This window comes from Psychrobacter sp. CCUG 69069 (assembly GCF_021023115.1).
In the GTDB taxonomy this organism is placed as follows: Bacteria; Pseudomonadota; Gammaproteobacteria; order Pseudomonadales; family Moraxellaceae; genus Psychrobacter; species Psychrobacter namhaensis.
In genome coordinates, this window is sequence record NZ_QQAI01000001.1 from 318,500 (window position 1) to 342,709 (window position 24,210).

18 protein-coding genes and 2 riboswitches are annotated in these 24,210 nt (G+C 46.1%); of the genes, 8 read left to right on the forward strand and 10 right to left on the reverse strand.

Annotation, left to right across the window (positions count from 1 at the left end; genetic code table 11):
* Position 1 precedes the first annotated feature (1 nt).
* The 3 genes from DVY93_RS01285 to DVY93_RS01295 all read right to left on the reverse strand — a co-directional run bounded on the left by DVY93_RS01285 (position 2) and on the right by DVY93_RS01295 (position 4,662).
* A complete protein-coding gene (locus tag DVY93_RS01285; protein ID WP_230708482.1) occupies positions 2–1,444 on the reverse strand; it encodes an APC family permease in 1,443 nt (480 codons plus the stop codon).
* A 325-nt stretch (positions 1,445–1,769) separates the two neighbouring features.
* On the reverse strand, positions 1,770–3,032 hold the full coding sequence (gabT, locus tag DVY93_RS01290) for a 4-aminobutyrate--2-oxoglutarate transaminase (RefSeq protein ID WP_198334368.1): 1,263 nt from the start codon (positions 3,030–3,032) through the stop codon (positions 1,770–1,772).
* 163 nt (positions 3,033–3,195) lie between these two features.
* Entirely contained in the window at positions 3,196–4,662 is a 1,467-nt protein-coding gene (locus DVY93_RS01295) for an NAD-dependent succinate-semialdehyde dehydrogenase (RefSeq protein WP_198334367.1), read from the reverse strand.
* Positions 4,663–4,895: 233 nt separating this feature from the next.
* Here DVY93_RS01295 and DVY93_RS01300 point away from each other — a divergent pair, with 233 nt between their 5' ends.
* Complete coding sequence (locus DVY93_RS01300; RefSeq protein ID WP_193005095.1) at positions 4,896–5,657, forward strand: IclR family transcriptional regulator; 762 nt, start codon at positions 4,896–4,898, stop codon at positions 5,655–5,657.
* 39 nt (positions 5,658–5,696) lie between these two features.
* Here the strand turns inward: DVY93_RS01300 and DVY93_RS01305 are convergent, their stop codons facing one another.
* Both DVY93_RS01305 and DVY93_RS01310 read right to left on the reverse strand, forming a co-directional pair.
* Positions 5,697–6,896, reverse strand: coding sequence for a CaiB/BaiF CoA transferase family protein (locus tag DVY93_RS01305; protein WP_230708484.1), 1,200 nt, complete (start codon positions 6,894–6,896; stop codon positions 5,697–5,699).
* Between the two features lie 197 nt (positions 6,897–7,093).
* The gene (locus DVY93_RS01310) at positions 7,094–8,278 is read right to left on the reverse strand and encodes an acyl-CoA dehydrogenase (RefSeq protein WP_230708486.1); all 1,185 of its coding nucleotides are present in this window, start codon (positions 8,276–8,278) and stop codon (positions 7,094–7,096) included.
* Positions 8,279–8,454: 176 nt separating this feature from the next.
* Between DVY93_RS01310 and DVY93_RS01315 the strand changes: the two genes are divergently transcribed.
* The 3 genes from DVY93_RS01315 to DVY93_RS01325 all read left to right on the forward strand — a co-directional run bounded on the left by DVY93_RS01315 (position 8,455) and on the right by DVY93_RS01325 (position 12,380).
* Positions 8,455–9,282: an IclR family transcriptional regulator gene (locus tag DVY93_RS01315; RefSeq protein WP_230708488.1), complete on the forward strand. Its 828-nt coding sequence runs from the start codon at positions 8,455–8,457 to the stop codon at positions 9,280–9,282.
* Between the two features lie 404 nt (positions 9,283–9,686).
* A complete protein-coding gene (locus DVY93_RS01320; protein WP_230708491.1) occupies positions 9,687–11,489 on the forward strand; it encodes an FMN-binding glutamate synthase family protein in 1,803 nt (600 codons plus the stop codon).
* 72 nt (positions 11,490–11,561) lie between these two features.
* On the forward strand, positions 11,562–12,380 hold the full coding sequence (locus tag DVY93_RS01325; protein ID WP_230708499.1) for a phosphodiester glycosidase family protein: 819 nt from the start codon (positions 11,562–11,564) through the stop codon (positions 12,378–12,380).
* Between the two features lie 156 nt (positions 12,381–12,536).
* On the opposite strand, the gene DVY93_RS01330 is transcribed toward DVY93_RS01325, so the two are convergent.
* The 5 genes from DVY93_RS01330 to DVY93_RS01350 form a co-directional block, all read right to left on the reverse strand.
* On the reverse strand, positions 12,537–13,733 hold the full coding sequence (locus tag DVY93_RS01330; protein WP_230708501.1) for a globin domain-containing protein: 1,197 nt from the start codon (positions 13,731–13,733) through the stop codon (positions 12,537–12,539).
* Between the two features lie 338 nt (positions 13,734–14,071).
* Positions 14,072–15,295, reverse strand: a complete 1,224-nt coding sequence (locus DVY93_RS01335; protein WP_230708503.1) for a vWA domain-containing protein — start codon at positions 15,293–15,295, stop codon at positions 14,072–14,074.
* Between the two features lie 84 nt (positions 15,296–15,379).
* A complete protein-coding gene (locus tag DVY93_RS01340; protein ID WP_193005102.1) occupies positions 15,380–16,237 on the reverse strand; it encodes an AAA family ATPase in 858 nt (285 codons plus the stop codon).
* Between the two features lie 305 nt (positions 16,238–16,542).
* Positions 16,543–17,193, reverse strand: a complete 651-nt coding sequence (locus DVY93_RS01345; protein ID WP_230708505.1) for a hypothetical protein — start codon at positions 17,191–17,193, stop codon at positions 16,543–16,545.
* Between the two features lie 235 nt (positions 17,194–17,428).
* Positions 17,429–17,749, reverse strand: coding sequence for a YcgL domain-containing protein (locus DVY93_RS01350; RefSeq protein WP_193005104.1), 321 nt, complete (start codon positions 17,747–17,749; stop codon positions 17,429–17,431).
* 240 nt (positions 17,750–17,989) lie between these two features.
* Positions 17,990–18,129: riboswitch (glycine riboswitch) on the forward strand.
* 54 nt (positions 18,130–18,183) lie between these two features.
* Positions 18,184–18,332: riboswitch (glycine riboswitch) on the forward strand.
* A gap of 171 nt (positions 18,333–18,503) precedes the next feature.
* On the opposite strand from DVY93_RS01350, the gene gcvT reads away from it, so the two are divergent.
* The 4 genes from gcvT to gcvP all read left to right on the forward strand — a co-directional run bounded on the left by gcvT (position 18,504) and on the right by gcvP (position 24,163).
* A complete protein-coding gene (gene gcvT / locus DVY93_RS01355) occupies positions 18,504–19,706 on the forward strand; it encodes a glycine cleavage system aminomethyltransferase GcvT (RefSeq protein WP_226949396.1) in 1,203 nt (400 codons plus the stop codon).
* A gap of 86 nt (positions 19,707–19,792) precedes the next feature.
* On the forward strand, positions 19,793–20,173 hold the full coding sequence (gene gcvH / locus DVY93_RS01360; protein WP_144297111.1) for a glycine cleavage system protein GcvH: 381 nt from the start codon (positions 19,793–19,795) through the stop codon (positions 20,171–20,173).
* Between the two features lie 270 nt (positions 20,174–20,443).
* On the forward strand, positions 20,444–21,208 hold the full coding sequence (locus tag DVY93_RS01365; protein ID WP_230708507.1) for a nitroreductase family protein: 765 nt from the start codon (positions 20,444–20,446) through the stop codon (positions 21,206–21,208).
* A gap of 57 nt (positions 21,209–21,265) precedes the next feature.
* The gene (gene gcvP / locus DVY93_RS01370; protein ID WP_230708509.1) at positions 21,266–24,163 is read left to right on the forward strand and encodes an aminomethyl-transferring glycine dehydrogenase; all 2,898 of its coding nucleotides are present in this window, start codon (positions 21,266–21,268) and stop codon (positions 24,161–24,163) included.
* The last annotated feature ends 47 nt before the right edge of the window (positions 24,164–24,210 follow it).

Genomic DNA, 24,210 nt, shown 5'->3' on the forward strand with positions numbered 1-24,210 from the left:
TTTATCGTTTAGGTGGATTGTCTTTTAACCATAACTGATTGACGATTTTTAATTCACGCAGCTCTTCTGCCATAATCGACTCACTAATCCCCGGATATTTCACCCTTGCATAACCGTACAACACGATACCAAGCACTGTCCAACCCAAGAAGATCCACCATTCAATCGCTGTCAGTGCTGAGGGCATACCTGGCATATATAATATTAACATACCAATACTCAGTGCAATCGTTATCATGCCGACCAGCTTACCGGCGGGTATTTTAAATGGCCGCACCATATCAGGCTCACGATAACGAAGCACTAAGAACGATATCGCAACACAAGTATAGGCAATGACGATACCAAAACCACCAGCATCAACAATCCAAACCAACATTTTACGACCAAATAATGGCGCAAGCGTCGCCAAACCACCAATCAACAAAATCGCATTGACGGGCGTATTATATTTTGGATGCAGTTTACCCAAGAACGCTGGCAACATATGGGCTTTTGACATGGCATAAAGCAGACGACTACCACCAATCAAGAACGCATTCCAGCTGGACAAAATACCAAGGACGCCACCAATCACCAATAAAATACCCGCCCATTTGCCTTGCCATGCATTAGTCATTGCATCAGCAGTAGCAAGCGTCGAGTTTTCTGCTTGTATCAATGGCAACGTTGTACCCACACTCCAAGCAATACCGACATACCATATGACGGCAACGACAATAGAAACAATCAGAAATTTGCCAATATTAGGACGAGTCAGATCAATCTCTTCTGCCGCCTGCGGAATGACATCAAAACCCACAAACATAAAGGGCACCATCACAATAACGGCCATGATACCGCCGATACCCCCGATAAAGGCTGGCGCTTGCACTGAGTTTGAAGTCTCAGGATTGAAGAGTACAGCACCGATGAACAATAAGGTACCGACAAACAAAATACCCAGTACAGCGGTTTTTTGAAACCAAGCACTGACTTCCATACCGCGAACATTCAGCCAAGTGACAATGACCGATCCCAGCATCCCCACACCCACCCAAGTGGCGTAGACCTCCCAGCCAGCAATGGTCCAGAGATAACCTTGGCTGTAGTTAGGAATAAAATACTCTACGACCGTCGGCAAGGCAACGGCTTCAAAAGCCACCACTGAAAAATAACCAAATAAAATACTCCACGAGCAGATAAAGGAGACATTGACCCCTAATGCTCGATGCGTATAAGTATGCTCTCCCCCAGTAATGGGCATTGAGGCTGCAAGCTCAGCATAAGTAACACCAATCAGTATCACCGCCAGCCCGCCTACCAAAAACGCCAGCATCGCCCCCCAAGTACCCGCAGATAAAATCCAACCGCCAGCCAAAACCACCCAGCCCCAACCAACCATAGCACCAAATGCGAGGGCAATAATATCTAACGTCCCTAGCGATTTTCGTAGTTCAGACATAACCTACTCCTTGTCTGTGTATCATCCGTGTGAACCTTTTACAGTTACACCATTTGTGTTTAGTGGGATAGCTCCCATCGTATTTACTATGTACGCCTTTTCGTCTCAAAGCGGTCGTGTGTTCTTTGTCTAGTGTTCAACAGTCACAGCAAAAACAGAAACAGAAACGGCGCCTTGATTTGCAAGGCGCCGTTGAACAACACACTCAAAGCGAGTGTCATGAGGGCAGCCTTGCCATTATCGTAACTACAACTTTTTAACCAAAGTCAGTGTGTGATTAAAAGCGATCCGTCGCTATAGTAAATAAAATGAGGCTTGCTACCTCTTAAGCCGTTAGAATACCTTTGATAATATCAAGGCCTTCTTGTAGTACTTCGTCTTCAACGGTCAGTGGCACCATCACACGTATCGCATTGCCATACATCCCGCAAGACGCTAATAGCAAACCTTGCTCAAATGATTTTGCTTTTAGGTTAGCAGTTGCCACGGTATCGGGTCTGCCTTCACTATCGATCAAATCGAACGCTAACATAGCGCCTTTGTGACGAATATTACCGATACTGCTCAGATTGAGACCTTTTAAGAACGCCTCAATTTTGTCACCAATCTCAACACTGCGCTCAAGCAGATTTTCTTCTTCGATCACTTCTATGACGGCAAGCGCAGCCACACACGCCAATGGGTTACCAGCATAAGTACCACCCAAACCGCCCACTTGCGGCGCGTCCATAATCTCAGCGCGACCAATAACTGCCGAGATAGGATAACCACCCGCCAAACTCTTGGCACTGGTCATCAGATCCGGCTCAACGCCCAACTGCTCACTCGCAAACAGCGTACCTGTTCTGGCAAAACCACACTGTACTTCATCAAAAATAAGAACGATGCCGTGCATATCACAGATATCGCGTAACGCTTTGGCAAATGATGGGGTTACTTGGTGAAAGCCGCCCTCACCCTGTACTGGCTCTATGATCATTGCCGCCACTTCACTAGGGTCGATATCTGCTTGGAAAATCATCTCAAGGCTATGTAGGGCTTGTGCTTCTGTGACATTTAACTCTTCAGCAGGGAACAGGGCATGAAACACAGGGCCTGGCATAGGACCAAAATTCTTTTTGTAAGGCAGTACTTTGCCCGTGAGACTCATGCACATTAAGGTGCGGCCATGCCAGCCACCAACGAAAGAGATCACCCCTGGACGCCCCGTTTTAGCACGAGCAATCTTAATGCAGTTTTCGACGGCTTCTGCCCCCGTGGTCAAAAAGAAAGCCTTTGTGTCACCGCTGATAGGGGCTTTTTCGCACAGTTTCTCAGCCAAATCAACATAGCACTCATAGTTGATCATCTGGGCAGCAGTATGCGTAAATTTGTCTAGCTGCTCGTGCACGCGCTGAGTGATTTTTGGATGGCTGTGCCCCGTGTTTAATACTGAGATGCCGCCGACAAAATCGATATAGCGATTGCCTTCAATATCCCATACTTCTGAGTTCTTTGCTTTTTCTGCAAAGATAGGAAAGGCCACACCAAGTCCTGTTGGTAATACCGCTTTGCGGCGCTCTAGTAGTGATTGATTGGTCGTTGTCATAAGAATGTCCTTTTCTTTATTTGTAACATAAGTGCCATTAGTTGATTGGCGGTTGACTGCTGGTTTATTGGATATGTGCTAGACCGCGAATGGGACTCGTTTGTCGTAAACCCCCAAAGATGTCTAAAATGTCTTACTAATAATGAATCGTTTATCGACACTATTAACTGATATCAGAGCACCAGTATTTGGTCACCACATACTCTTCAATGCCGTATTTTGAGCCTTCACGGCCAAAGCCTGACTGCTTCACGCCGCCAAATGGCGCAACTTCCGTAGAGATCAAGCCCGTATTATGGCCGATGATGCCGTACTCAAGTCCTTCGGTCACGCGCCATGAGCGTGCATAATCCCCACTGTAAAAATACGCGGCCAAACCATAGATCGTGTCGTTGGCTTGACGGATGACCTCTGCTTCGTCTTTGAAGGTAAAGATGGTCGCGATAGGACCAAAGATTTCCTCAGAGGCAATGTCCATATCGTGGCTAATATCTGTAATCACAGTCGGATTGTAGGTCAGCTCTGAGGCGTTATTCGTGCTGCCACCAGCGATGAGCGTTGCCCCTTTATCTAGCGCATCTTTTAGCAGTGCTTGTACTTTTTCTAAGGCTTTTTGATTAATAAGAGGGCCGATATCGACGCCGTCATCCATACCATTACCAACATTAAGCTCAGCCACTTTTTTAACGAACACGTCTAAAAATTGATCTTTAATGCTGTCTTGCACATAGATGCGGTTGGCGCAAACACAGGTTTGCCCAGCATTGCGGTATTTAGAGGCGATTAAGCCATCCGCCGCTGCCTCTAAATCGGCATCGTCAAAGACGATAAATGGTGCGTTACCACCAAGCTCTAGTGATAACTTCTTAATGGTTGGCGCACATTGAGCCATCAGCGTTCGACCGACTTCAGTAGAGCCAGTAAACGATAGCTTATGAATACGGGCATCGCCCGTTAAAATGTCGCCGATGGTTGATGCTTTGCCAGTGACCACTTGAATAACGCCTGCTGGAATGCCCGCTTGCTCAGCCAATACGCCTAATGCTAGAGCAGAAAATGGGGTTTCGGTCGCAGGTTTGATGATCATCGTACAGCCTGCCGCCAATGCAGGCGCCGCCTTTCTCGTAATCATTGCCGCTGGAAAGTTCCATGGGGTGATAGCTGCGCAAACGCCAACGGGTTGTTTTAGGATGACATGGCGCAGTTGTGACTTGTTCGCAGGGATGACATCGCCATAGACACGCTTGCCTTCTTCTGCAAACCAACGAATAAAGCTATTGGCATAGCCAACTTCACCACGTGATTCGGTTAAAGGCTTACCTTGCTCAGCCGTCATGATAATAGCAAGATCTTCTTTATTGGCATCGATGAGATCTGCCCATTTTTGCAACAGATCTGCACGCTCTTGCGCAGTTTTGGCCGCCCAAGCGGTTTGTACTTCATGCGAGTAGGCAACTGCGTCATTCACATCTTTGGTAGTGAGACTTGGCACCGTACCAATAAGTTCACCGTTAAAGGGATTATTGACCTCAAGGGTGGCTTCATCACTGGCCGCATGCCAACCATCTTTGATGAGACAGGATTGTTTGAGTAGATCAGGATTCGATAACTGTAGCGTAGACTGTGACATTTTGACGCTCCTTGTCATTTGAGGTTAAATATTTATAAGAATGGATATAATAGGTTTGTCAAATAATTATTGATACTTTCATACTTGTTCAATATACTGAACAAGTATTCTATATATGAGACATCATTATAGGAATGATCGCTTCTGGTTTGCAACCCTTATTCGCATTTTCATGATTATTTATCGCGACATTTTTATACAATATTGATTTTATTAACTTTGATAGGTTACTTATGAGCTCGACCGCTGTCCCTGCATTGGACAAAACGTTTCAAATTTTGGATTTGATTACAGACAGTCCTCACCCTCTTACTGCTGCTCATATCGCTAAAGAGTTGGCGCTTCCTCGTAGCTCAACTCATAATATTTTGCAAAGCTTACTGAACAAACATGTCATCTATAAAGATACGGACAGTCGCTTTCATCTAGGCTCTTATTTGATGTATTGGGCAGGCAAATATGAGCAGCAGCAAGGCGTTGTACAGTTGTTTAAAGACCTTATCGTACAGTACCCAGTCCTACTTCAGCACACGGTCACCTTGTCTAAGCTGGATCTGGGGGAAGTGGTGTTTTTGGCCTGTCATGAGTCACCCGCCCCGCTCGGCTTTACCTTTCGAGCCGGAGTTCGAGTACCTGCCGTATTTTCTGCGACAGGTAAAGCCATGCTGTCAACCATGTCTATGGACAGCATAAAGTTATTGTATAAAGAGAGGTTTCCGACGCCCATGACACAACATGGCGTCAGTAATTTTACAGATTTATCCATCGAACTTGCAGCGATACATGAAAGTCGAGTGTCACTCGATGATGGGCAACTGCGCGATGGTATGTACTGCTTAGGCACTTATATCCGTAATGCTTCAGGCACTGCCGTCGCTGGTATGGCAGTCAGTTTTTTGCAAGGAGAGTACGAAGCAAAGCGGGCTGAAGTCAGTGCCGTGCTGATTGAGTTGGCTGAGCAAATTGAGCAACGTTTGGGCTTTAGCGCTCATTAAGATAAAGGGGTTAATGTTGCGCTTCTTTTAAACACTTCACTAAACAATTCCATCGGCTTTGAGTTTGGCGATCATATCATTATCGTAACCGAGCGTAGCCAAGGTACTATCGGTATGCTCACTCAACTTGGGTGGCGGCGAGCGATAGCTTATAGGTGAAGCGGATAGTTTGATCGGATTGCCAAGTGCGCGTACAGGACTGCCAAGCGCTGCAAAATCAACAATCATCTCACGGGCCAGCGCTTGCGGCATGGACAGAGCTTCAGCGATATTATGAATCGCCCCGCACGGAATACCTGCCTGCTCTAAAACCTCTAACCAGTGGGCGCGTGGACGCTGAGCGAATTGCTTGGTCAGCGCATCACACAGAAGCTCCCGATGGGCAACGCGGGCAGGATTGGTCATAAAACGCTCGTCAGTGTGCCAATCGACTGAGAGTACATCGCATAGTTTGGCAAACTGGCTGTCATTGCCACAAGCTAAAATAAAGTGCGCTTGCCCTTTAGCGGTAAATACTTGATAAGGCACGATATTTGGATGTTGATTACCCAGTCTTGGTGGTACTTTGTCTGACGCCAGATGGTTCATACCGACGTTTGCCAACATGGCAAGCGCACTATCGAGCAATGCCACATCCACATGTTGTCCCAGTCCTGTATTTTGACGGGCCAATAACGCCGCTTGGATACCAATGGTCAGCTGTAAGCCTGCAAATAAATCAACGACTGCCACACCGACCTTGTGTGGTTCGCCATCGCTGGGACCCGTGATACTCATCAGCCCTGACAGACCTTGGATAATATAATCATAACCGGGACGCTTGGCATCTGGCCCTGTCTGCCCAAATCCTGTTAAAGACGCATAAATCAGACGCGGATTGTCTTGTTTTAGGCTGTCGTAGTCTAAGCCGTATTTTTTAAGCCCGCCGACCTTAAAATTTTCTACTAGAATATCGCTATCAATGGCAAGCTGTTTGATAATGGCTTGCCCCGCTGGCGTGGTAATGTCTACGGTGAGCGATTTTTTATTGCGATTGATGGTGGCATAATAAGCGGACGTGTTATCGCTGAACTTTGGCGGTGCCCAGTGACGGGTTTCATCACCAATGCCAGGACGCTCAACTTTGATGACTTCTGCCCCAAGATCCGCAAGCACCTGCGTGCAAGAAGGGCCTGCCAACACTCTCGATAAGTCAAGCACTTTGACACCATTCAACGCGCCTTTTGGCATATCAGTCATAAGAGTCCCTTATTTTTTAACCTGTTTTTTTGATTTTCTAATAATAAAACTGTTATTCATCATTTAGCCCCTCAGCAGTTAGATGATGAATAACAACTAAAAACGTACGCTACTATTGATGCTCTTTTTCACAAAAGTCCAAGCAGCAACGTACGTTATGGAATACATTTGTATCAAACACGCTTAGCTAAAAACACTTAAAAGAATGCTTGAATGCCTGTCTGTGCACGACCTAGGATAAGGGCATGAATATCATGTGTACCCTCATAGGTATTGACGGCTTCTAAGTTCATGACATGACGGATGATATGGAACTCATCAGAGATACCATTACCACCATGCATATCACGAGCGATACGAGCGATCTCAAGTGCTTTACCACAGTTATTACGCTTAATCATAGAGATCATCTCAGGGGCAGCATTGTCCTCATCCATCAGACGACCGACACGTAGCGCGGCTTGTAGACCTAAAGTGATCTCTGTTTGCATATTGGCCAGCTTCAACTGCACCAGCTGTGTTGCGGCCAGCGGACGACCAAACTGCTTACGATCTAGCGTGTACTGACGCGCCGCTTTCCAGCAAAACTCAGCCGCACCCATCGAACCCCAAGCGATACCATAACGGGCTTTATTTAAGCAGCCAAAAGGACCTTTTAGACCACGAATATCTGGGAAGGCATTGGCTTCAGGGACAAACACTTTATCCATGACAATCTCACCCGTGACTGAGGCCCGTAGTGAGAACTTGCCTTCAATTTTTGGTGCAGACAGCCCTTTCATGCCTTTGTCTAACACAAATCCGCGAATGTCCCCTGCATCATCTTTGGCCCAAACGACAAACACATCAGCGATAGGGCTATTGGTAATCCACATTTTATTACCAGTTAGCTCATAACCCCCATCGACTGCCCGCGCACGTGTCGACATCGATGACGGATCTGAACCAGAGTCTGGCTCTGTCAAACCAAAGCAGCCAACGTATTCACCTGTGGCAAGCTTCGGTAAGTATTTTTCTCTTTGTTCTTCTGTACCGTATGCCCAAATAGGGTGCATCACGAGGCTCGATTGCACACTCATCGCTGAGCGGTAGCCCGAATCGACCGCTTCTACCTCTTTGGCAATCAGACCATAGGCAACACTTGACAAACCAGCACAGCCGTAGCCATCAATCGTCACCCCAAGCAGGCCCATCTCACCCATTTGACGCATGATATTGCGATCAAAGTGCTCATTACGATTGGCATTGATAATACCCGGCATCAGCTCTTTTTGAAAAAACTGCTGCGCACTGTCCGTCACCATACGCTCTTCATCAGTGAGCTGGTTACGTAATAAAAAAGGGTCTTCCCAGTTAAAACGAGGGCTGGTCGATGTTGCCATGTGTCTCTCCTTGATATCAGTCATCCTGACTGACGAGTAGTGATAAATATCATAAACGGACTTAGCAAGTCATTGACTTTATAATTCCGCTGTGCGAAACTTAGTTTCATAATATAAACTATTTAAGCAAAATTAAGCCACGCTGTAAACCTTTATCAAAAAAATATGAGTATAAAATGACAAAACCCTTATCCACAGCCATTCCTCTACTGGATCGAATAAACAGCACGCTTAGCCAAAGCAAAAACGACAATGACCGGCAGTTTGTGACAGCGCTTGGTCGCGGACTGACATTGCTTGCCGCCTTTGAGCATCACGAACGGCTTACCCATCAGCAGTTGTGTCAAATGACTCAATTGCCAAAAGCGACCATCACCCGTCTCATCCATACCTTAACCACGCTTGGGTTTTTGCGCACCACTGAACACGGATACTATCAATTGGGCAGTAGTGCAGTAAGGCTCAGCGCTACTGCGTGGAGTCGTCATGATATGATCGCTGCTGCAGCGCCATTATTACGGCAATTCGCCAGCGAAAATGAGGTATCGGTGAATTTAGCCACTGAGGTCGAAGGAGAAATGCGCTATCACGCCTGTTGTCGCAGCCCTGCTCGTCTATCGGTTAATCTACAAGTTGGCTCAGCAGTGCCCGTGGCATACACTGCTATTGGCCGCGCGTTTTATGCTGTCAGCTCAGCGACAAGACAGACTATGATTAATAATAATCTACAAGAGCATTTACCTAAAGACACGTTTCATAGCGCGCAAACCGCCTTAGAACAGGCGGTAGAACACTATAAAAAGTATGGTTATACCGTCTCTGACGGTGAGTTTTCTATTGATATATTGGCAGTCGCTGTAGGCGTATATGATGTCGCCACTGGACAGTATGCTTACTCAATCAATGCCAGTGTCCCGAGTGCCAACTGGGACGCGGATGACTATGCTTTGATGATTGTGCCAAAATTGCAGGCGTTGGCTAAAAAGATTGGTAATGGGGATTAAAGATACGTCCTTAGCTCAAAATCTGTATCACGTACATCAATTGCAGGGCATCAATGGGTTTAATGTCAGCTGAAATCTGACCATCGATTATGGGATGAGTGGTAAGTTTACTTAGGCTATTTTTATTCTCATTAATCGATAATTGGATAGTCTAAATTTAAGCTATTAGGTAAACTCAAAAGGTGCGGCAGACGGTCAGTCTCAGCATGTATGCCATCTACCTGAATTACTTTAGCACACTGTTACCCAATTAATTCTAGGCAGTGATATCATATATGGAGGATGTAGACGATACTTCTGGACGCTTACTGGCGTTTGATAGTAGTAGAGTCCTCTTTAGTCGTCTTTCTACTTCAGTTATCTTCGCCTTTTTTAATGTTTGTATATGCCTGTTGAGTGTTGTTATGCCCCAATCTCGTACCAATCTAAATCCTGAACCCAAAACCAGTTTGCCTTATGTGGTCGGTTTATTACTGCGCTTTAGTACTTTTGGTGCTGCCATATTGATCCTATTGGCCGGTCTATTACTCACTAACTGGTGGCTAATTATTATTGGTGGTTTCGGGGTCGCACTGGGCATATATGACTTGATTCAATCCAAGCATTCTATCTTGAGCAATTATCCGGTTGCCGGACACATTCGTTATGTGCTCGAGGACTTTCGCCCAGAGATTCGCCAGTACTTATTAGAAAACGACAAAGAGCAAGTGCCGTTTTCACGCCAGCAACGCGCCCTTGTCTACCAGCGGGCTAAAAATGTCAGTGACACCAATGCCTTTGGTACGTTAGATAATTTATATACACAAGGCAAAGAGTGGTTTTTACAGTCAGCGATCAGTCAGCCTCTAAAAAATAAAGACTTTCGCATCACGGTTGGTGGCGAGCGTTGTCAGCAGCCGCATGACATGTCAGTGTTTAATATCTCAGCGATGAGCTTTGGTAGCTTATCTGCCAATGCCATTATGGCGCTCAATCAAGGCGCAAAAATTGGCGGCTTTACCCACGATACAGGCGAAGGTGCTATCAGCTCTTATCACCGCAAGTTCGGTGGCGATTTGATTTGGGAGCTGGGTACCGGATATTTTGGTTGTCGTGATGAGCATGGTAACTTTGACCCTCAGGCTTTTGCCGAAAAATCGGTCGACCCCCAAGTTAAAATGATCGAAATCAAACTGTCTCAAGGGGCAAAACCTGGTAAAGGCGGCGTGCTACCAGCCGAGAAAATCACCCAAGAAATCGCCGAAACGCGTCATGTGCCCATGGGACAAGACTGCATCTCACCATCATCTCATACCGCTTTTAGCACCCCACGCGAGCTTGTCGCCTTTTGGCAGCAGTTACGTGAATTATCAGGCGGAAAACCAGTGGGCTTTAAGCTATGTGTGGGACAACCTTGGCAGTTTATGGCGATTGTTAAAGCGATGATAGAGACCGACAACTACCCTGACTTCATCGTCATCGATGGTGCGGAAGGTGGTACAGGCGCCGCCCCTGTTGAATTTATGGATAACGTCGGCATGCCAATGGTGGAAGGGTTTTTATTGGTACACAATACGTTGGTCGGCGCAGGTATTCGTGACAAAATTAAGCTTGGCGTAAGCGGCAAAATCGTCTCTGGTTTTGATATCGCTCGTATGATTGCCTTGGGTGCAGACTGGTGTAACTCAGCGCGCGGCTTTATGTTTGCCGTTGGGTGTATTCAGTCGCGCTCTTGTCATACCAACACTTGCCCGACAGGTGTTGCCACCCAAGATCCCTATCGCCAAAAAGCATTGGACGTCCCAAGTAAAGCGGAGCGAGTCGCAAGCTTCCATAAAAACACGCTCAAGTCGCTTGCCAGTATCGTTGGTGCCGTGGGTCTACAACACCCAAGCCAATTGCAGCCGTATCATATTGCTCGCCGTTTAGATGACGGGCAGATAAAGTTATTATCGAAGTACTTTTATTTTACTGACAAAGAGGCATTACTCGATCAAAGCGCCCGTGCGGATGTGTTTAATCAGATGTGGGTCATGGCAAATCCTGATAGCTTCTTAGCGAATAATGATGCGCTGATTGCTTACAACAAAGACTCACGCGATAAAGGTAAAGAGACCAGTGCGCCAACAGAACAAAGCCTTGGCAGCTTGGATGACATCGTTGACGGTGGCAGGTTAATCGGTAACGTCAATAATACCTTTCGTGATTTTCCGCATAGCAGTGAGTAAAAATCTGCGATTAAAACGCTGTCCGTTAAGATTATTTACCTTTCCCTCCACTTTTTAAAAGACTCACGATCGATGCCAAGTTTTGCTCCTTCCTTACCATTATGGGCCACCATCCTACTCTTGCTAACTGTCAGTGCTTGCCAGCCAATAAGTAATAACGACTCTGCCAGTGACCCCCAGAATTGGTCTTGTCAGTCCGAAGACGCCCCCTTTGCTTATAGCGCTTGTAGCGTTAAAGCTGAAGCGTTGACTAGTGATCGCTATGCTTTACAGTTATTTTGGCAACACCCTGATAGTACGCAACCACTACTGACCTTTGATGCATTATTAACAACGTTACCAGCAAATCGAGCGCTTAAATTTGCCATGAATGCCGGTATGTACAATGACACTTACGCACCGATTGGCTATACCGTTATTGAGTGTGAAGAGAAGCGCGCTTTAAACCTCAAAGAAGGCGGCGGAAATTTTCATCTACTGCCCAATGGCGTGCTCTGGTGGGATAAATCTGGCAACGTGCAAATTACAGAAAGCCGTGCTTTAGGTGAACGGCTAAAAAGTGATGACGCAAAGCCTTGGTATGCCACACAGTCTGGTCCGATGCTGGTCATCAATGACGAGATACATCCCCAGTTCAATCCTGATAGTACCTCACTCAAAATCCGTAATGCGGTAGGCGTTTGCCATGATCGCCGCATAAAATTTGCCAATAGTGAGGTGCCTGTGACATTTTATCAATTTGCCACCTTATTCAAAAATGAGTTGGACTGTCCGAATGCCTTATTTTTAGATGGCGGGATTGCCTCGGCGTTATATGCGCCCAGTATCGACAAACATGATAAAAAAGAGATGGGTGTGATGATTGGATTGGTTGAAACAAAGGCAAAGTAGTTTAATTTTAACGCTTTGAGAAGATTTTCCAACTTCTACACCAGAGCGCCCTGCGTGTATCACAGATCCCTATTTATTGCCTCTAAAAAAGCAATTAGCATGACTTTCACGCTAATTGCTTTTTTATAAACCTATTGCTGAAAACGAGGGTTAAAACTAGCCCCCTAAGCTCATTTTAGGACCGAATGGTTCATAATGAACGCTATCAACACCATGATCTAATGCCATCAGCCCATCAATCATACTCTCCATAAACGGCATCGAACCACAGACATAAATATCAGCAGGCTTAGGTAATTTAGCAAGCCACGCCTCATCCAATATTTGCCCAGAGTCAAAGTAAAACAGGTGTGTCTCTACGGTTTCAGCCATTTCTAATAACTTATCCACCTCAGCAGCAAAGGCGTGATGCGCTTTATTCTGACAAGCATACACCCAGATGATTGGGCGTTTTGGATTGGCTGACACTTGGGCCTCTAGCATGGACAACACAGGGGTGACACCGACACCCGCGCTCATCAGCACTAGTGGGATCTCGTTTTGTTGTACCAGATTTTGATTCAGAGCAAAGTCACCTGCAGGCGCTGACAGCAACACCGTATCACCAATCTCCAAATGATCATGCAGATAATTGGACACCAAGCCGTGATGCTCATTACGGTTGTCACGTCTTACTGCAAACTGGATGCCTTTTTCACTACTCGCCGAGTACAAAGAATAATGACGTAGGGCGATATGGTCACTGTCTTTTGGGTCTGTTTTGACGGTGATGTATTGACCAGCTGTCAAATTTAGTTTGCTTAAATCGATATCTTGAGCAGGCTTTGAACGATCATTGACTGGCTCAACGGTGAAAGCGGCGATATCTGTGGCCGCGGCCCTTTTTTCAGTGATGGTAAAGGGAGCAAAACCCTGCCACATCGCCTCTTCATACATACCATGCTCAATCTGAATAAACACCGAGGCAATTTCATCATACGCTTCGGTCCAAGCGTTAATAATATCATCAGTCGCGGCTGCCCCCAGTACTTCTTTTATCGCCCCGATCAAATGCTTACCAACGATAGGATAGTGCTCAGGCAAGATTTGTAAAGCCCGATGCTTGTGACTGATTTGGGTCACCTGCGGCAATAGTGTGGCCAGTTTATCCAAATGCTTGGCTGCGGCTAGCACCGTCATCGCTAATGCGGTCTGTTGACGGCCTAATTTTTGATTGGTTTCATTGAATATGTCCAACAGTTCGGGATGCGCTTCAAACATGTTTTTATAAAACACGGTGGTGATTGCCGTTCCATGCTCCTCGAGGACGGGGACAGTAGCTTTTACGATTTCTAACGTTTGTGGTGAGGCCATGTTGTTTCTCTTAGTCATTGAACAAATTGAGAGTTAAAGAACAGAAAATGAGGTATTTAAATAAGCAACGGTCACTAGATAGACTTTATAGACGCTTGCCATCAAACTCTTTTTAGCAGATTCTTTTAAGTAAAAGTCTCTTAGCGTCACCAGTCAAAATAGCACTATAACATTCATTTAAAATGAATGTTAACACATTTTACTGAGCGCACCAATGGTAATGACTATAAATTGGATGTCTTTAGACAAAAAGACAGCCGCTGAGAGGTCGCAGCGGCTGCTTTATTAAACAATCCATCAGTGTTAACAGGCGCTACTATGTAGGCCAAACATCAAAATTACCGCGCTAAATAGCTGGTCATTTCTTCCACGCCATGCAATGTCATGGGATACATTTTATTCTCAAACAACTTTTTTATCTCAATAATGGTTTGCGTATACTGCCAATAGGCGGGGTTTTCAGGATTGAGCCACGCTACTTTATCGAAATGATTCAGTACTCGCTTGAGCCACACGATACCCGCTTCATTATTCATGTACTCAACACTACCGCCTACTGTCATGAGCTCATACGGTGACATGGAGGCGTCACCCACGAAAATGACGCGATACTCTCGGCCATACTTATTGAGCAGCTCATAAGTGGGCATAGGTGCGCTATGACGACGGTTATTGTCCTGCCACACATAGTCATACAGACAGTTGTGAAAGTAAAAAAACTCTAAGGTTTTAAACTCATTTTTCGCGGCAGAAAACAGCTTTTCAAGCGCCTCAACATGGATATCCATACTCCCACCGACGTCAAACAGCATCAAAACTTTGACGCGGTTACGACGTTCCGCCTGCATAGAGATATCCAGCACTCCTTTTTTGGCAGTGCGTTTGATGGTCTCATGAATATCAAGCTCATCGGCGCTGCCTGTACGGGCAAACTGTCGCAGATTACGCAGTGCCATCTGAATTTGGCGCGTGCCAAGCTGATTGTCGTCATCGAGATTACGGTATTTACGCTGCTCCCAAACCTTTGCAGCGCTGCGCTTACGAGACTCACCGCCGACGCGTACCCCTTCTGGATGATCGCCGTAAGCACCAAATGGTGACGTGCCGCCTGTCCCGACCCACTTACTGCCCCCTTGATGACGCTCTTTTTGCTCTTTTAAGCGCTCCTCAAGCGCTTTCATCAATTCTTCAAGTGAGCCGTATTTTTTTAGCAGTCGCCGTTGTTCTTCAGTCAAGTTTTTTGGATCTAGTTTTAGATCTAACCACTCTTTTGGCACATCGGTCAGCTTCGCCAATAGCTCGTCCATATCGAGACTATCGACGCCCTCAAAATAGTCTGCCATCGCGCGATCAAACTTATCAAAATGACGCTCGTCTTTGACCATACACAGACGAATCAGACGATACATGTCCTCTCGGCTAGCAAAGGTAGACAGCTCTGGGTTTTCAGGATGCGGCTGCATCATCAACCCTTGATCTAGGGCGGCATTTAGATCGAGCAGTTCACGCGTACTGACGGGCACGCCATAAGTACGCAGGGTATAAAATAGTTTGATAAACATAAGAGTCGCATCACTTATTGGCTGATATGGTTACAATTTGGACGTTTGCAGTGGTTCTATCCTAATGTCGCTGCTCATATCTGCTTAACGACGCATCATATTGGCAAAACGCTGCAATAAGCTCACATCGGCTTCGTTTTTGAGCAATGCGCCGTACAACGGCGGAATAGATTTTTCACCGCGCAAATTTTCTTCTAATTCTGCTTGTGCCATATCATCGGCCAGCAACAACGTTAACCAATCGACCAACTCTGAAGTTGACGGTGGCTTTTTGAGTCCTTGAACACCGCGCAGCTTATAAAAAATATCCAGCGCATCATTGACCAGCTTTTCTTGGATATTAGGGAAATGCACCTCGATGATTTGGCGCATGGTTTCTGCTTCAGGAAAGTCAATATAGTGAAAAAAACAGCGACGCAAGAACGCATCTGGCAACTCTTTTTCATTGTTTGAGGTGATAATAACCACGGGGCGCTGCTCAGCGGTGATGGTCTCGCCTGTCTCGTAGACATAAAAAGACATCTTATCAAGTTCGTGTAGCAAATCATTTGGGAACTCGATATCCGCTTTATCAATCTCATCAATCAATAGCACACTTCGCTCTTTACTGGTAAAGGCATCCCACAGTTTGCCGGGCTTGATATAGTTCCCAATCTCATAAACCTTGTCATCCCCCAGTTGCGAATCACGCAAGCGCGATACCGCATCATACTCATACAGCCCCTGCTCAGCTTTGGTCGTCGATTTAATATGCCAAGTAATCAGCGGCATACCTAAACTCTCAGCCACCTCTTCTGCCAGTAAAGTCTTGCCAGTACCTGGCTCCCCTTTAATCAGTAAGGGCTTTTGTAGCGTCATCGCCGCATTGACCGCGAGCTGCAAGTCGTCAGTGGCAATATAATTTTGGGTACCAGTAAAGCTTTTTTTAGGGTTATCAGTCATAATCAAGTCTCAGTTATTGTTATACCGTAAAACGTTTAAAGGTCATAAACGGCGGATACGTAAACATTTAGATTAGCACAGCCTTGCCCATTGCCAAAATACTCATGCGTTCGCAGTTATTCAGACATGCGATCCACTTCTGAAAGCTGTCAACTGCTCATTTCATCTCTTATTAGTAAATGATCTCACACAAAAAAAGACACGCTTGGTGTCTTTTTTATTTATTAAATTTATTTAATAGACTCTATCTATCAGACAGTTTTTTTTATTATTTAAGAGCAAGTGGCTAAAGGCGCTGTCTCACTTTATAGCTTATCAGATTTTTCGACATTAGGTTTTTTAGCCAAGGTGCTGTCTTTGGCTTTGGTTAAGCTGACGTCTGTTTCGGTCTTAGGCGCTAAAGGAGGCTTATTAGCTTGCTGCGTGACATCTGCCTGTTCAGGTAAAGTCGCATTTTCCGTCAAATAATTGCCCGTGGTCAGCTGCATCGTTGCTTGCGTATCTTCTGCCGTACGACTGCGAGCTTTGTCTAAACTTGACTCAAATGCACCGCGAATAAGCTGCCAAATAAAACCAACAAACAAGCCCACCACTAGCACCACTAATATAGGTAGCATATGAGTGATCGCGCCTGCCGTGTCTTTCATCATAATCGCATAAACCACCCCAATACTGGCTGGGGCAATCACACTAGGGTCACCAATAGCAGTACCTGGCGCTAATAATACCGCAAACAGTACCATCCAACTCATACCGCCGAGCGGACGCGGTAGCATACGCGCGACCAACAACCACAATACCAGCACGATAATGACACCACCAAGATAAGCATACATTGGTAAGTCGGCGGGTGGCACGTCTTTTACCAGCTGTCCCCACCAAATAACAATTTCGCCGAGAATGTCACTGATGGCTTCCAGTGGTAAGCTGTGTAAGATACTTTTTAACCAGTCCATGCGTGTTTTATTACCTGCGTTTAAAAATTGTGCGACACATTTCTGTACTAAATACAGTAAGAGACGTCCTGCCAGATCTCTAAATAAGACCGAACACCCCATCAATATGCCCACTTAATAGGCCGCTAGTTTATCACGACCTTCTAGTGAAATGCATGTGACTAAATGTTTCGTAGACGTTTGATCCCTTGCTTGTTAAAGAAGGGACTTATAATCAGCTCGCAAAAAACGAGCATTAATCGTAAATATTGTCTTGTGCTTCGCGGGCACGCAATTCTGCTTGACGACGCATGACGTCTTGCGGCGGCATTTGGACAAAGTATCCTTGAGACTGTAGCTTTTTTAGTACCTCGGCTTTATCGACACGAGCAAGCGTTGGCGTGGTTGCCAAATCTAGATGCATGACAAACTTGCTACGACCTAAGCCTGCACGGAAATCTTTTGGCAAAACACCCAGCCAATCCTTAATCTCGTCGGTGTCGTCGGGATAATCAGGACGCGCAATATAGACATACATATCGTCGTGTTTGGGAAATTTATAAATATCACAATGCATAAAAGCACCCTATCAGAAACTATGTATGGTCATAGGTTAGCACATTTGGGCAAATATCAGTAAGGGCTTTAGGTTTTGCGATGGTGTTTTGCTTTAAAACTTATGCCACACTCTAAAAATAAAAGTACTTGTCCTTTCTGTACTTTGACCCATTATTCTCACAAAAAGTCATTTTTGCCAAAATTATCTATTTTAATGTCGTTGATGGCTTGTAAAAGCATCTTGAACCTTTCATAATAAAAGCGTTTTTCAGGAGAGAGTTTGTGAGCATATATACCGTATCCCACCGCATCGGTAATACGACGTATATCATTGCTACATGACCACCGAAGGCGCATCTACCCTGCCAATCGCTCAGGTAAAAGGACTGAAAAACACATGTCATTATGGTTTAGTGGTGTGCTATCAATCGCACATGACCCACAAACATAAGGCATAACAAATCTGGAGAGCGGTAAGAACGGACGACGTCTTACCCACCGAAGGGGAGAAAATACGCTATCATCAACTTTAGGGTTCATATAAATACCCACACATGATGGTTCGTATTGAAAATCTCAGGTCACAGGACAGATAGGGCTTTTGCTTAAACGGGCGTTCAGCGTCTGTTTGGCTGACGGCTTCATCTTTATTTTCTGTGCCACCCTTTGAGGTAATATTTGCACCCTGCAATGTTGCTTCTCGCTACTATGATAATGCGCATCAGCCCATGTACTTTTACTGAGTACAACTGATGTACACATAAGGATTTGTTATGACTGATATTCAAGCTACCAACTCTCAAGATACCATCTCTCAAAGCGCTCAAAATCCCACACCCCAACGCACCCCCTTGTATCAGTCTCACGTCGACAGTGAGGGCAAACTGGTGGATTTTTCTGGCTGGGAGCTGCCGATTCATTATGGCTCACAAATTGAAGAGCATGAAGCCGTTCGTACCGATGCCGGCATGTTTGATGTCTCACACATGGTCGTGACCGATATCAAAGGCACTGATAGCAAAGCGTGGCTACAAAAGCTACTGGCCAATGATGTTGCTAAGTTAAAAACGGTTGGTAAGGCGCTTTACTCTGGGATGCTAAATGAGCAAGGCGGTGTCATTGACGATTTAATCGTCTATTTGATGAATGCAGATGAGACCGAGTACCGTATCGTCTCTAACGCTGCCACTCGCGATAAAGACTTGGCACAGTTTAACAAAGTCGCTAAAGACTTCGATATTACCATCACTGAACGTCCAGAGCTTGCCATGATTGCCGTTCAAGGACCGAATGCGGTTGAGAAGTTAGTACAGACCAAACCAAGCTGGGCCGATACGTTAGCCGCGCTGAAGCCTTTTGTTGGGGCTGACCTAACGGACATCGAAGGCACAGACTGGTTCGTTGCCCGTACTGGTTATACTGGTGAAGATGGTGTCGAAGTTATTATGCATGGCGATGATGCACCTGCGTTCTTTGAGCAACTAAAAGCCAATGGCATCAAACCTGCCGGCCTTGGCGCACGCGATACTTTGCGTATGGAAGCTGGCATGAACCTTTATGGTCACGATATGGATGAGACCATCAACCCTTATGAATGCAACATGGGCTGGACACTCGCGCTAAAAGATGACCGTGATTTTGTCGGTCGTGACGCTCTCGTCAGCCAACGCAAACAAGCAAAAGACGACAATACCGCCATGAAACAAGTCGGCTTACTACTAACGACGCGCGGCGTCTTACGTGAAGGCATGACGGTGACCATCAATCAAGGCACAGACGACGAGCAAACTGGTGTGATTACCAGTGGCACCTTCTCCCCTAGCCTAAAAAACTCAATTGCTATTGCCCGTGTACCTGCCAGCTTGTCAGATAACGACAGCGTTCAAGTTGATCTGCGCGGTAAAGGTAAGTTCGTTGATGTGCGCGTTCTTAAGCTACCGTTTGTCCGTAATGGCAAACAGCAGTTTGACTCATAGGCTTTATAAATTCTATTATTAGCCTCGATTGGCTGTAGTGTTCCCTATTTTTTGTTAATTAACCTCTATCGTTTAGGAGAGAGACCATGAGCAATATCCCAGCAGAATTAAAATATATCGCCAGCCACGAATGGCTACGCTTAGAAGACGACGGTACGATCACGGTGGGTATCACTGACCATGCACAGGACTTATTGGGTGACGTGGTATTTGTTGAATTACCAGACGTGGGCGACATCATCGCTGTGGATGATGAAATCTCAGTGGTTGAATCGGTAAAAGCAGCTTCTGACGTGTATGCCCCGCTGTCAGGTGAAGTGGTTGCCATCAACGAGGCGCTAGAAGATGATCCTGAAATCATTAACTCTGACCCATATGGCGAAGGTTGGTTTTTCAGAATGAAGCCTGACAACATCGCTGATTACGAAGCCCTTCTGACTGCTGACGAGTACGAAAACGAGCTGTAATAGCAGCTTTAACTTACAAATTTAACTTACGAACCTAAAGGCGGTGTTTCATTACAATACCGCTGTTTATCAACCAAATAACAGATCTCATTACTATAGATACTGACGCCAGTCGGTATCTGTACTGTTTACTAACAAATGTCATCGCCCAACTTATTGGCTCACAACCACTAGCCAGTTTATTCGTATTAGTCACTTGTCAGGCGCGATTGAAAAACGTACTCAATAATGCCCCAAGTTGATCACTCAATCCCCAGCATGGATTCTCATATGACCTCCAACACTGACAATAAAGACCGTATTGCTACGCCTAGTGACACACCGCAGCTACAAGCGTTTCGCGAGGTGGTAGAGTCACGTCGTTCAGTACGTCGTTTTACGGAAACGCCCATACCGGATGATGTCCTAGCCGACTGTCTGCGCCTGGCTATGCTAGCGCCCAACTCTAGCAATCTACAGCCTTGGGCGTTTTATGTGATTGATAGTGCTGAAAGTCGTCAGCAGGCAGTCAAAAACTGCATGAATCAAAACGCGGCGAAAACCTCAGCGCGCTTAATCGCTGTTATTGCTCGTACGGATATTTGGCACGATCACGCTCAGCAAATCTTACGTGAATATCCTGATAAGCCAGTACCCAAAAAGGTCAAAGACTACTACACCAAAGTCGTTACTATGGACTTCTTACGTGGTCCAGCCAACGTGATATCAGCAGCCAAATGGGGCGCGACGCAAGTGGTCAGACGTGTCAAAGGGCCGATCAAATCGCCTTACTATACGTTTGAAGACACCAAAAATTGGGCAACCAATAACACCGCTCTTGCTGCCCAAAATCTGATGCTCGCACTACGAGCGCATGGGTTCGACAGCTGTCCCATGGGCGGCTTTGATGAGCCAGCGATGAAACGTCTATTAGGTTTAAACGACGATCAGCATATCGTTATGATGATTGGTGCCGGCGAGCGCGAGCGTGCTGACAATGGCGTCTACAATACCCAATTTCGTTTTGATCAGGACCAGTTTGTGCACTATGTGTAGTGCATCACACCGTTATTTTAGTAAATCCTTTTATTACTCCCTTAACCAAGGACTGTCATGACTATCTCTCAAAATCCCACGTTTGATACCTTTCAAGGACTATTCAACGAAGCTGAATTTGTCTATCGCCACCTAGGCTCAAATGACAGCAAACAAGCTGACTTGCTTGACGCTGTTGGTTATAAAGATATGGCAAGCTTCATCAACGATACCGTGCCTGAGCCCGTACGTTTACATAAAGAATTGGACCTGCCAGTGGCCATGAGTGAGCATGCAGCCTTAGCCAAATTGCGGACGATGGCTGACGATATCACCGTGAATAAAAGCTATATCGGTCAAGGTTACTCGCCTGTGCGTATGCCTGCGGTCATTCAGCGTAATGTCCTTGAAAACCCAGGCTGGTACACCGCTTATACCCCATATCAAGCTGAAATTGCGCAAGGTCGTCTAGAAGCGCTGCTTAACTTCCAACAAGTTTGTATTGATCTAACGGGTTTGGAGATGGCGGGTGCCTCATTATTGGACGAAGCCACGGCGGCAGCAGAAGCCATGGCGATGTCAAAGCGTGTGAGCAAAAGCAAATCAAACCAGTTTTTTGTTGATGATCGTGTTTATCCACAAACGCTAGATGTCATCAATACTCGTGCCAAATACTTTGGTTGGGAAGTGGTGGTGGGAGATTTTGAAACCGCCAAATCTGGCGATTACTTCGGTGCGTTATTCCAATATGTCGGCGTTGAAGGCGATGTTACAGATTTAACTGACGTTATCGCCGCCGTTAAGAAAAATAAAACCTACGTCAGTGTCGTAAGCGATATCATGAGCTTGGTGCTGCTAAAATCACCAGCGGACATGGGCGCAGACGTGGCGCTAGGTAGCACTCAGCGTTTTGGTATACCTATGGGCTTTGGCGGTCCACACGCCGCTTATTTTGCTTTCTCTGACAAAGCCAAACGCTCTGCTCCTGGTCGTATTATTGGTGTATCAAAAGACGCGCAAGGCAATACGGCGCTACGTATGGCATTACAAACCCGCGAGCAGCATATCCGCCGCGAAAAAGCCAACTCAAACATCTGTACCTCACAAGTACTACTGGCCAACTTAGCAGGTATGTATGCCGTCTATCATGGTCCAGAGGGTGTGAAGCGTATTGCGACACGTATTCATGCGTTTGCTACCGCCTTTGCCACTGTTATCAAAGAAGCAAACGATAGCAATCTAAGCGTGGTACACGACCAGTTCTTCGACACGGTCGTTGTTGATTGTGGTTCTGAAAAGCTGGCCACACAAATTTTTGAAAATGCAGATAATGTTGGCTACAACCTATGGCGTCTTGGCGAGCAAAAACTGGCTGTTGCTTTTAGTGAAACCAGTGATCAGCAAGACTTCAAGGTTTTAACTCAATTGTTCGTTAGTAAAGCCCATGAACTACCTGAAGCCGCCAGCGTGTCTCTTGATAGCACACACTTACGTACTGACGCCATCTTGTCGCATCCCGTCTTTAACTCGCATCATACCGAGCATGAAATGCTGCGCTACTTAAAATCGCTTGAAGACAAAGATTTGGCGATGAACCGCAGTATGATTTCTTTGGGTAGCTGTACCATGAAATTGAATGCGACCAGTGAGATGCTACCCATCACTTGGCCTGAATTTGCCAACGTGCATCCTTTTGCACCGCGCGATCAAGTCACAGGTTACATTGCCATGATTGATAGCCTACAAGACCAGCTAAAAGCCATCACCGGATTTGACGATGTGTCGATGCAGCCAAACTCTGGCGCCTCTGGTGAGTACGCAGGTCTGCTCGCTATCCGCCGTTATCACGAATCACTTGGTGAAAACAATCGTGATGTTTGCTTGATTCCTATGTCAGCCCACGGCACCAACCCTGCTACTGCCATGATGATGGGCATGCAAGTGGTTGTGGTTAAAACCGATGAAAACGGCAACGTTGATATCGACGACTTAACCGCCAAATGTGAAGAGCACAGTGAGCGTTTGGGTGCTTTGATGATTACCTACCCATCGACGCATGGTGTATTTGAAGAAGGCATTCGTCATATTTGTGACCTCATTCATAAACATGGTGGCCAGGTGTATATGGATGGCGCCAACATGAATGCGCAGGTAGGCATGATGCAGCCAGCTGACGTTGGCGCAGACGTGCTACACATGAACCTGCATAAAACCTTCTGTATCCCGCACGGTGGCGGCGGTCCAGGCATGGGCCCTATTGGTATGAAGGCACATTTGGCACCATTTATGGCCAACCATACCTTAAGCCCTGTACACAATGCACAAAAAGACTGCTCAGCCGTATCAGCAGCACCCTATGGCTCAGCCAGCATTCTGCCTATCTCATGGATGTACATTGCTATGATGGGCCGCGATGGTTTACTAAAAGCGACTGAGTTGGCACTACTAAACGCCAACTATGTGGCAAGCCAGCTTAAGGACCACTACCCTGTTCTATATACCGGTAAAAACGGCCGCGTGGCGCACGAATGTATCATCGATATTCGCCCGTTAAAAGAAGAGACTGGCGTCACTGAAAGCGATATCGCCAAGCGTTTGATGGATTATGGTTTCCACTCACCAACGATGAGCTTCCCAGTAGCAGGCACCTTGATGATTGAGCCGACAGAGTCTGAGTCGGCCGAGGAGCTAGACCGCTTTATCAGTGCGTTAAAATCTATCAAAGCGGAAGCCATGAAAGCCAAAGCAGGTGAAGATAATTGGACACTAGAAGATAACCCATTGGTCAATGCACCGCATACCGCTGCTATGATTACTAGTGGCGAATGGACGCACCCATACAGTCGTGATACGGCTGCCTTCCCGCTACCGTACGTTCGCGCGCACAAGTTCTGGCCAAGTGTGGCGCGCATTGATGACGCTTATGGCGACAAAAACCTTATGTGCTCTTGCCCAAGTATCGAAAACTACATGTAGTCGAAGTTTTCGGTAAATGATAATTTCGGTAAACTATAAATAGTTTC

What these genes read in the sequence shown, in the direction of transcription:
- DVY93_RS01285 (WP_230708482.1), bottom strand. Translation starts at nt 1,444, where the DNA reads ATGTCTGAACTACGAAAATCGCTAGGGACGTTAGATATTATTGCCCTC.
- gabT (WP_198334368.1), bottom strand. Translation starts at nt 3,032, where the DNA reads ATGACAACGACCAATCAATCACTACTAGAGCGCCGCAAAGCGGTATTA.
- DVY93_RS01295 (WP_198334367.1), bottom strand. Translation starts at nt 4,662, where the DNA reads ATGTCACAGTCTACGCTACAGTTATCGAATCCTGATCTACTCAAACAA.
- DVY93_RS01300 (WP_193005095.1), top strand. Translation starts at nt 4,896, where the DNA reads ATGAGCTCGACCGCTGTCCCTGCATTGGACAAAACGTTTCAAATTTTG.
- DVY93_RS01305 (WP_230708484.1), bottom strand. Translation starts at nt 6,896, where the DNA reads ATGACTGATATGCCAAAAGGCGCGTTGAATGGTGTCAAAGTGCTTGAC.
- DVY93_RS01310 (WP_230708486.1), bottom strand. Translation starts at nt 8,278, where the DNA reads ATGGCAACATCGACCAGCCCTCGTTTTAACTGGGAAGACCCTTTTTTA.
- DVY93_RS01315 (WP_230708488.1), top strand. Translation starts at nt 8,455, where the DNA reads ATGACAAAACCCTTATCCACAGCCATTCCTCTACTGGATCGAATAAAC.
- DVY93_RS01320 (WP_230708491.1), top strand. Translation starts at nt 9,687, where the DNA reads ATGCCCCAATCTCGTACCAATCTAAATCCTGAACCCAAAACCAGTTTG.
- DVY93_RS01325 (WP_230708499.1), top strand. Translation starts at nt 11,562, where the DNA reads ATGCCAAGTTTTGCTCCTTCCTTACCATTATGGGCCACCATCCTACTC.
- DVY93_RS01330 (WP_230708501.1), bottom strand. Translation starts at nt 13,733, where the DNA reads ATGGCCTCACCACAAACGTTAGAAATCGTAAAAGCTACTGTCCCCGTC.
- DVY93_RS01335 (WP_230708503.1), bottom strand. Translation starts at nt 15,295, where the DNA reads ATGTTTATCAAACTATTTTATACCCTGCGTACTTATGGCGTGCCCGTC.
- DVY93_RS01340 (WP_193005102.1), bottom strand. Translation starts at nt 16,237, where the DNA reads ATGACTGATAACCCTAAAAAAAGCTTTACTGGTACCCAAAATTATATT.
- DVY93_RS01345 (WP_230708505.1), bottom strand. Translation starts at nt 17,193, where the DNA reads ATGGACTGGTTAAAAAGTATCTTACACAGCTTACCACTGGAAGCCATC.
- DVY93_RS01350 (WP_193005104.1), bottom strand. Translation starts at nt 17,749, where the DNA reads ATGCATTGTGATATTTATAAATTTCCCAAACACGACGATATGTATGTC.
- gcvT (WP_226949396.1), top strand. Translation starts at nt 18,504, where the DNA reads ATGACTGATATTCAAGCTACCAACTCTCAAGATACCATCTCTCAAAGC.
- gcvH (WP_144297111.1), top strand. Translation starts at nt 19,793, where the DNA reads ATGAGCAATATCCCAGCAGAATTAAAATATATCGCCAGCCACGAATGG.
- DVY93_RS01365 (WP_230708507.1), top strand. Translation starts at nt 20,444, where the DNA reads ATGACCTCCAACACTGACAATAAAGACCGTATTGCTACGCCTAGTGAC.
- gcvP (WP_230708509.1), top strand. Translation starts at nt 21,266, where the DNA reads ATGACTATCTCTCAAAATCCCACGTTTGATACCTTTCAAGGACTATTC.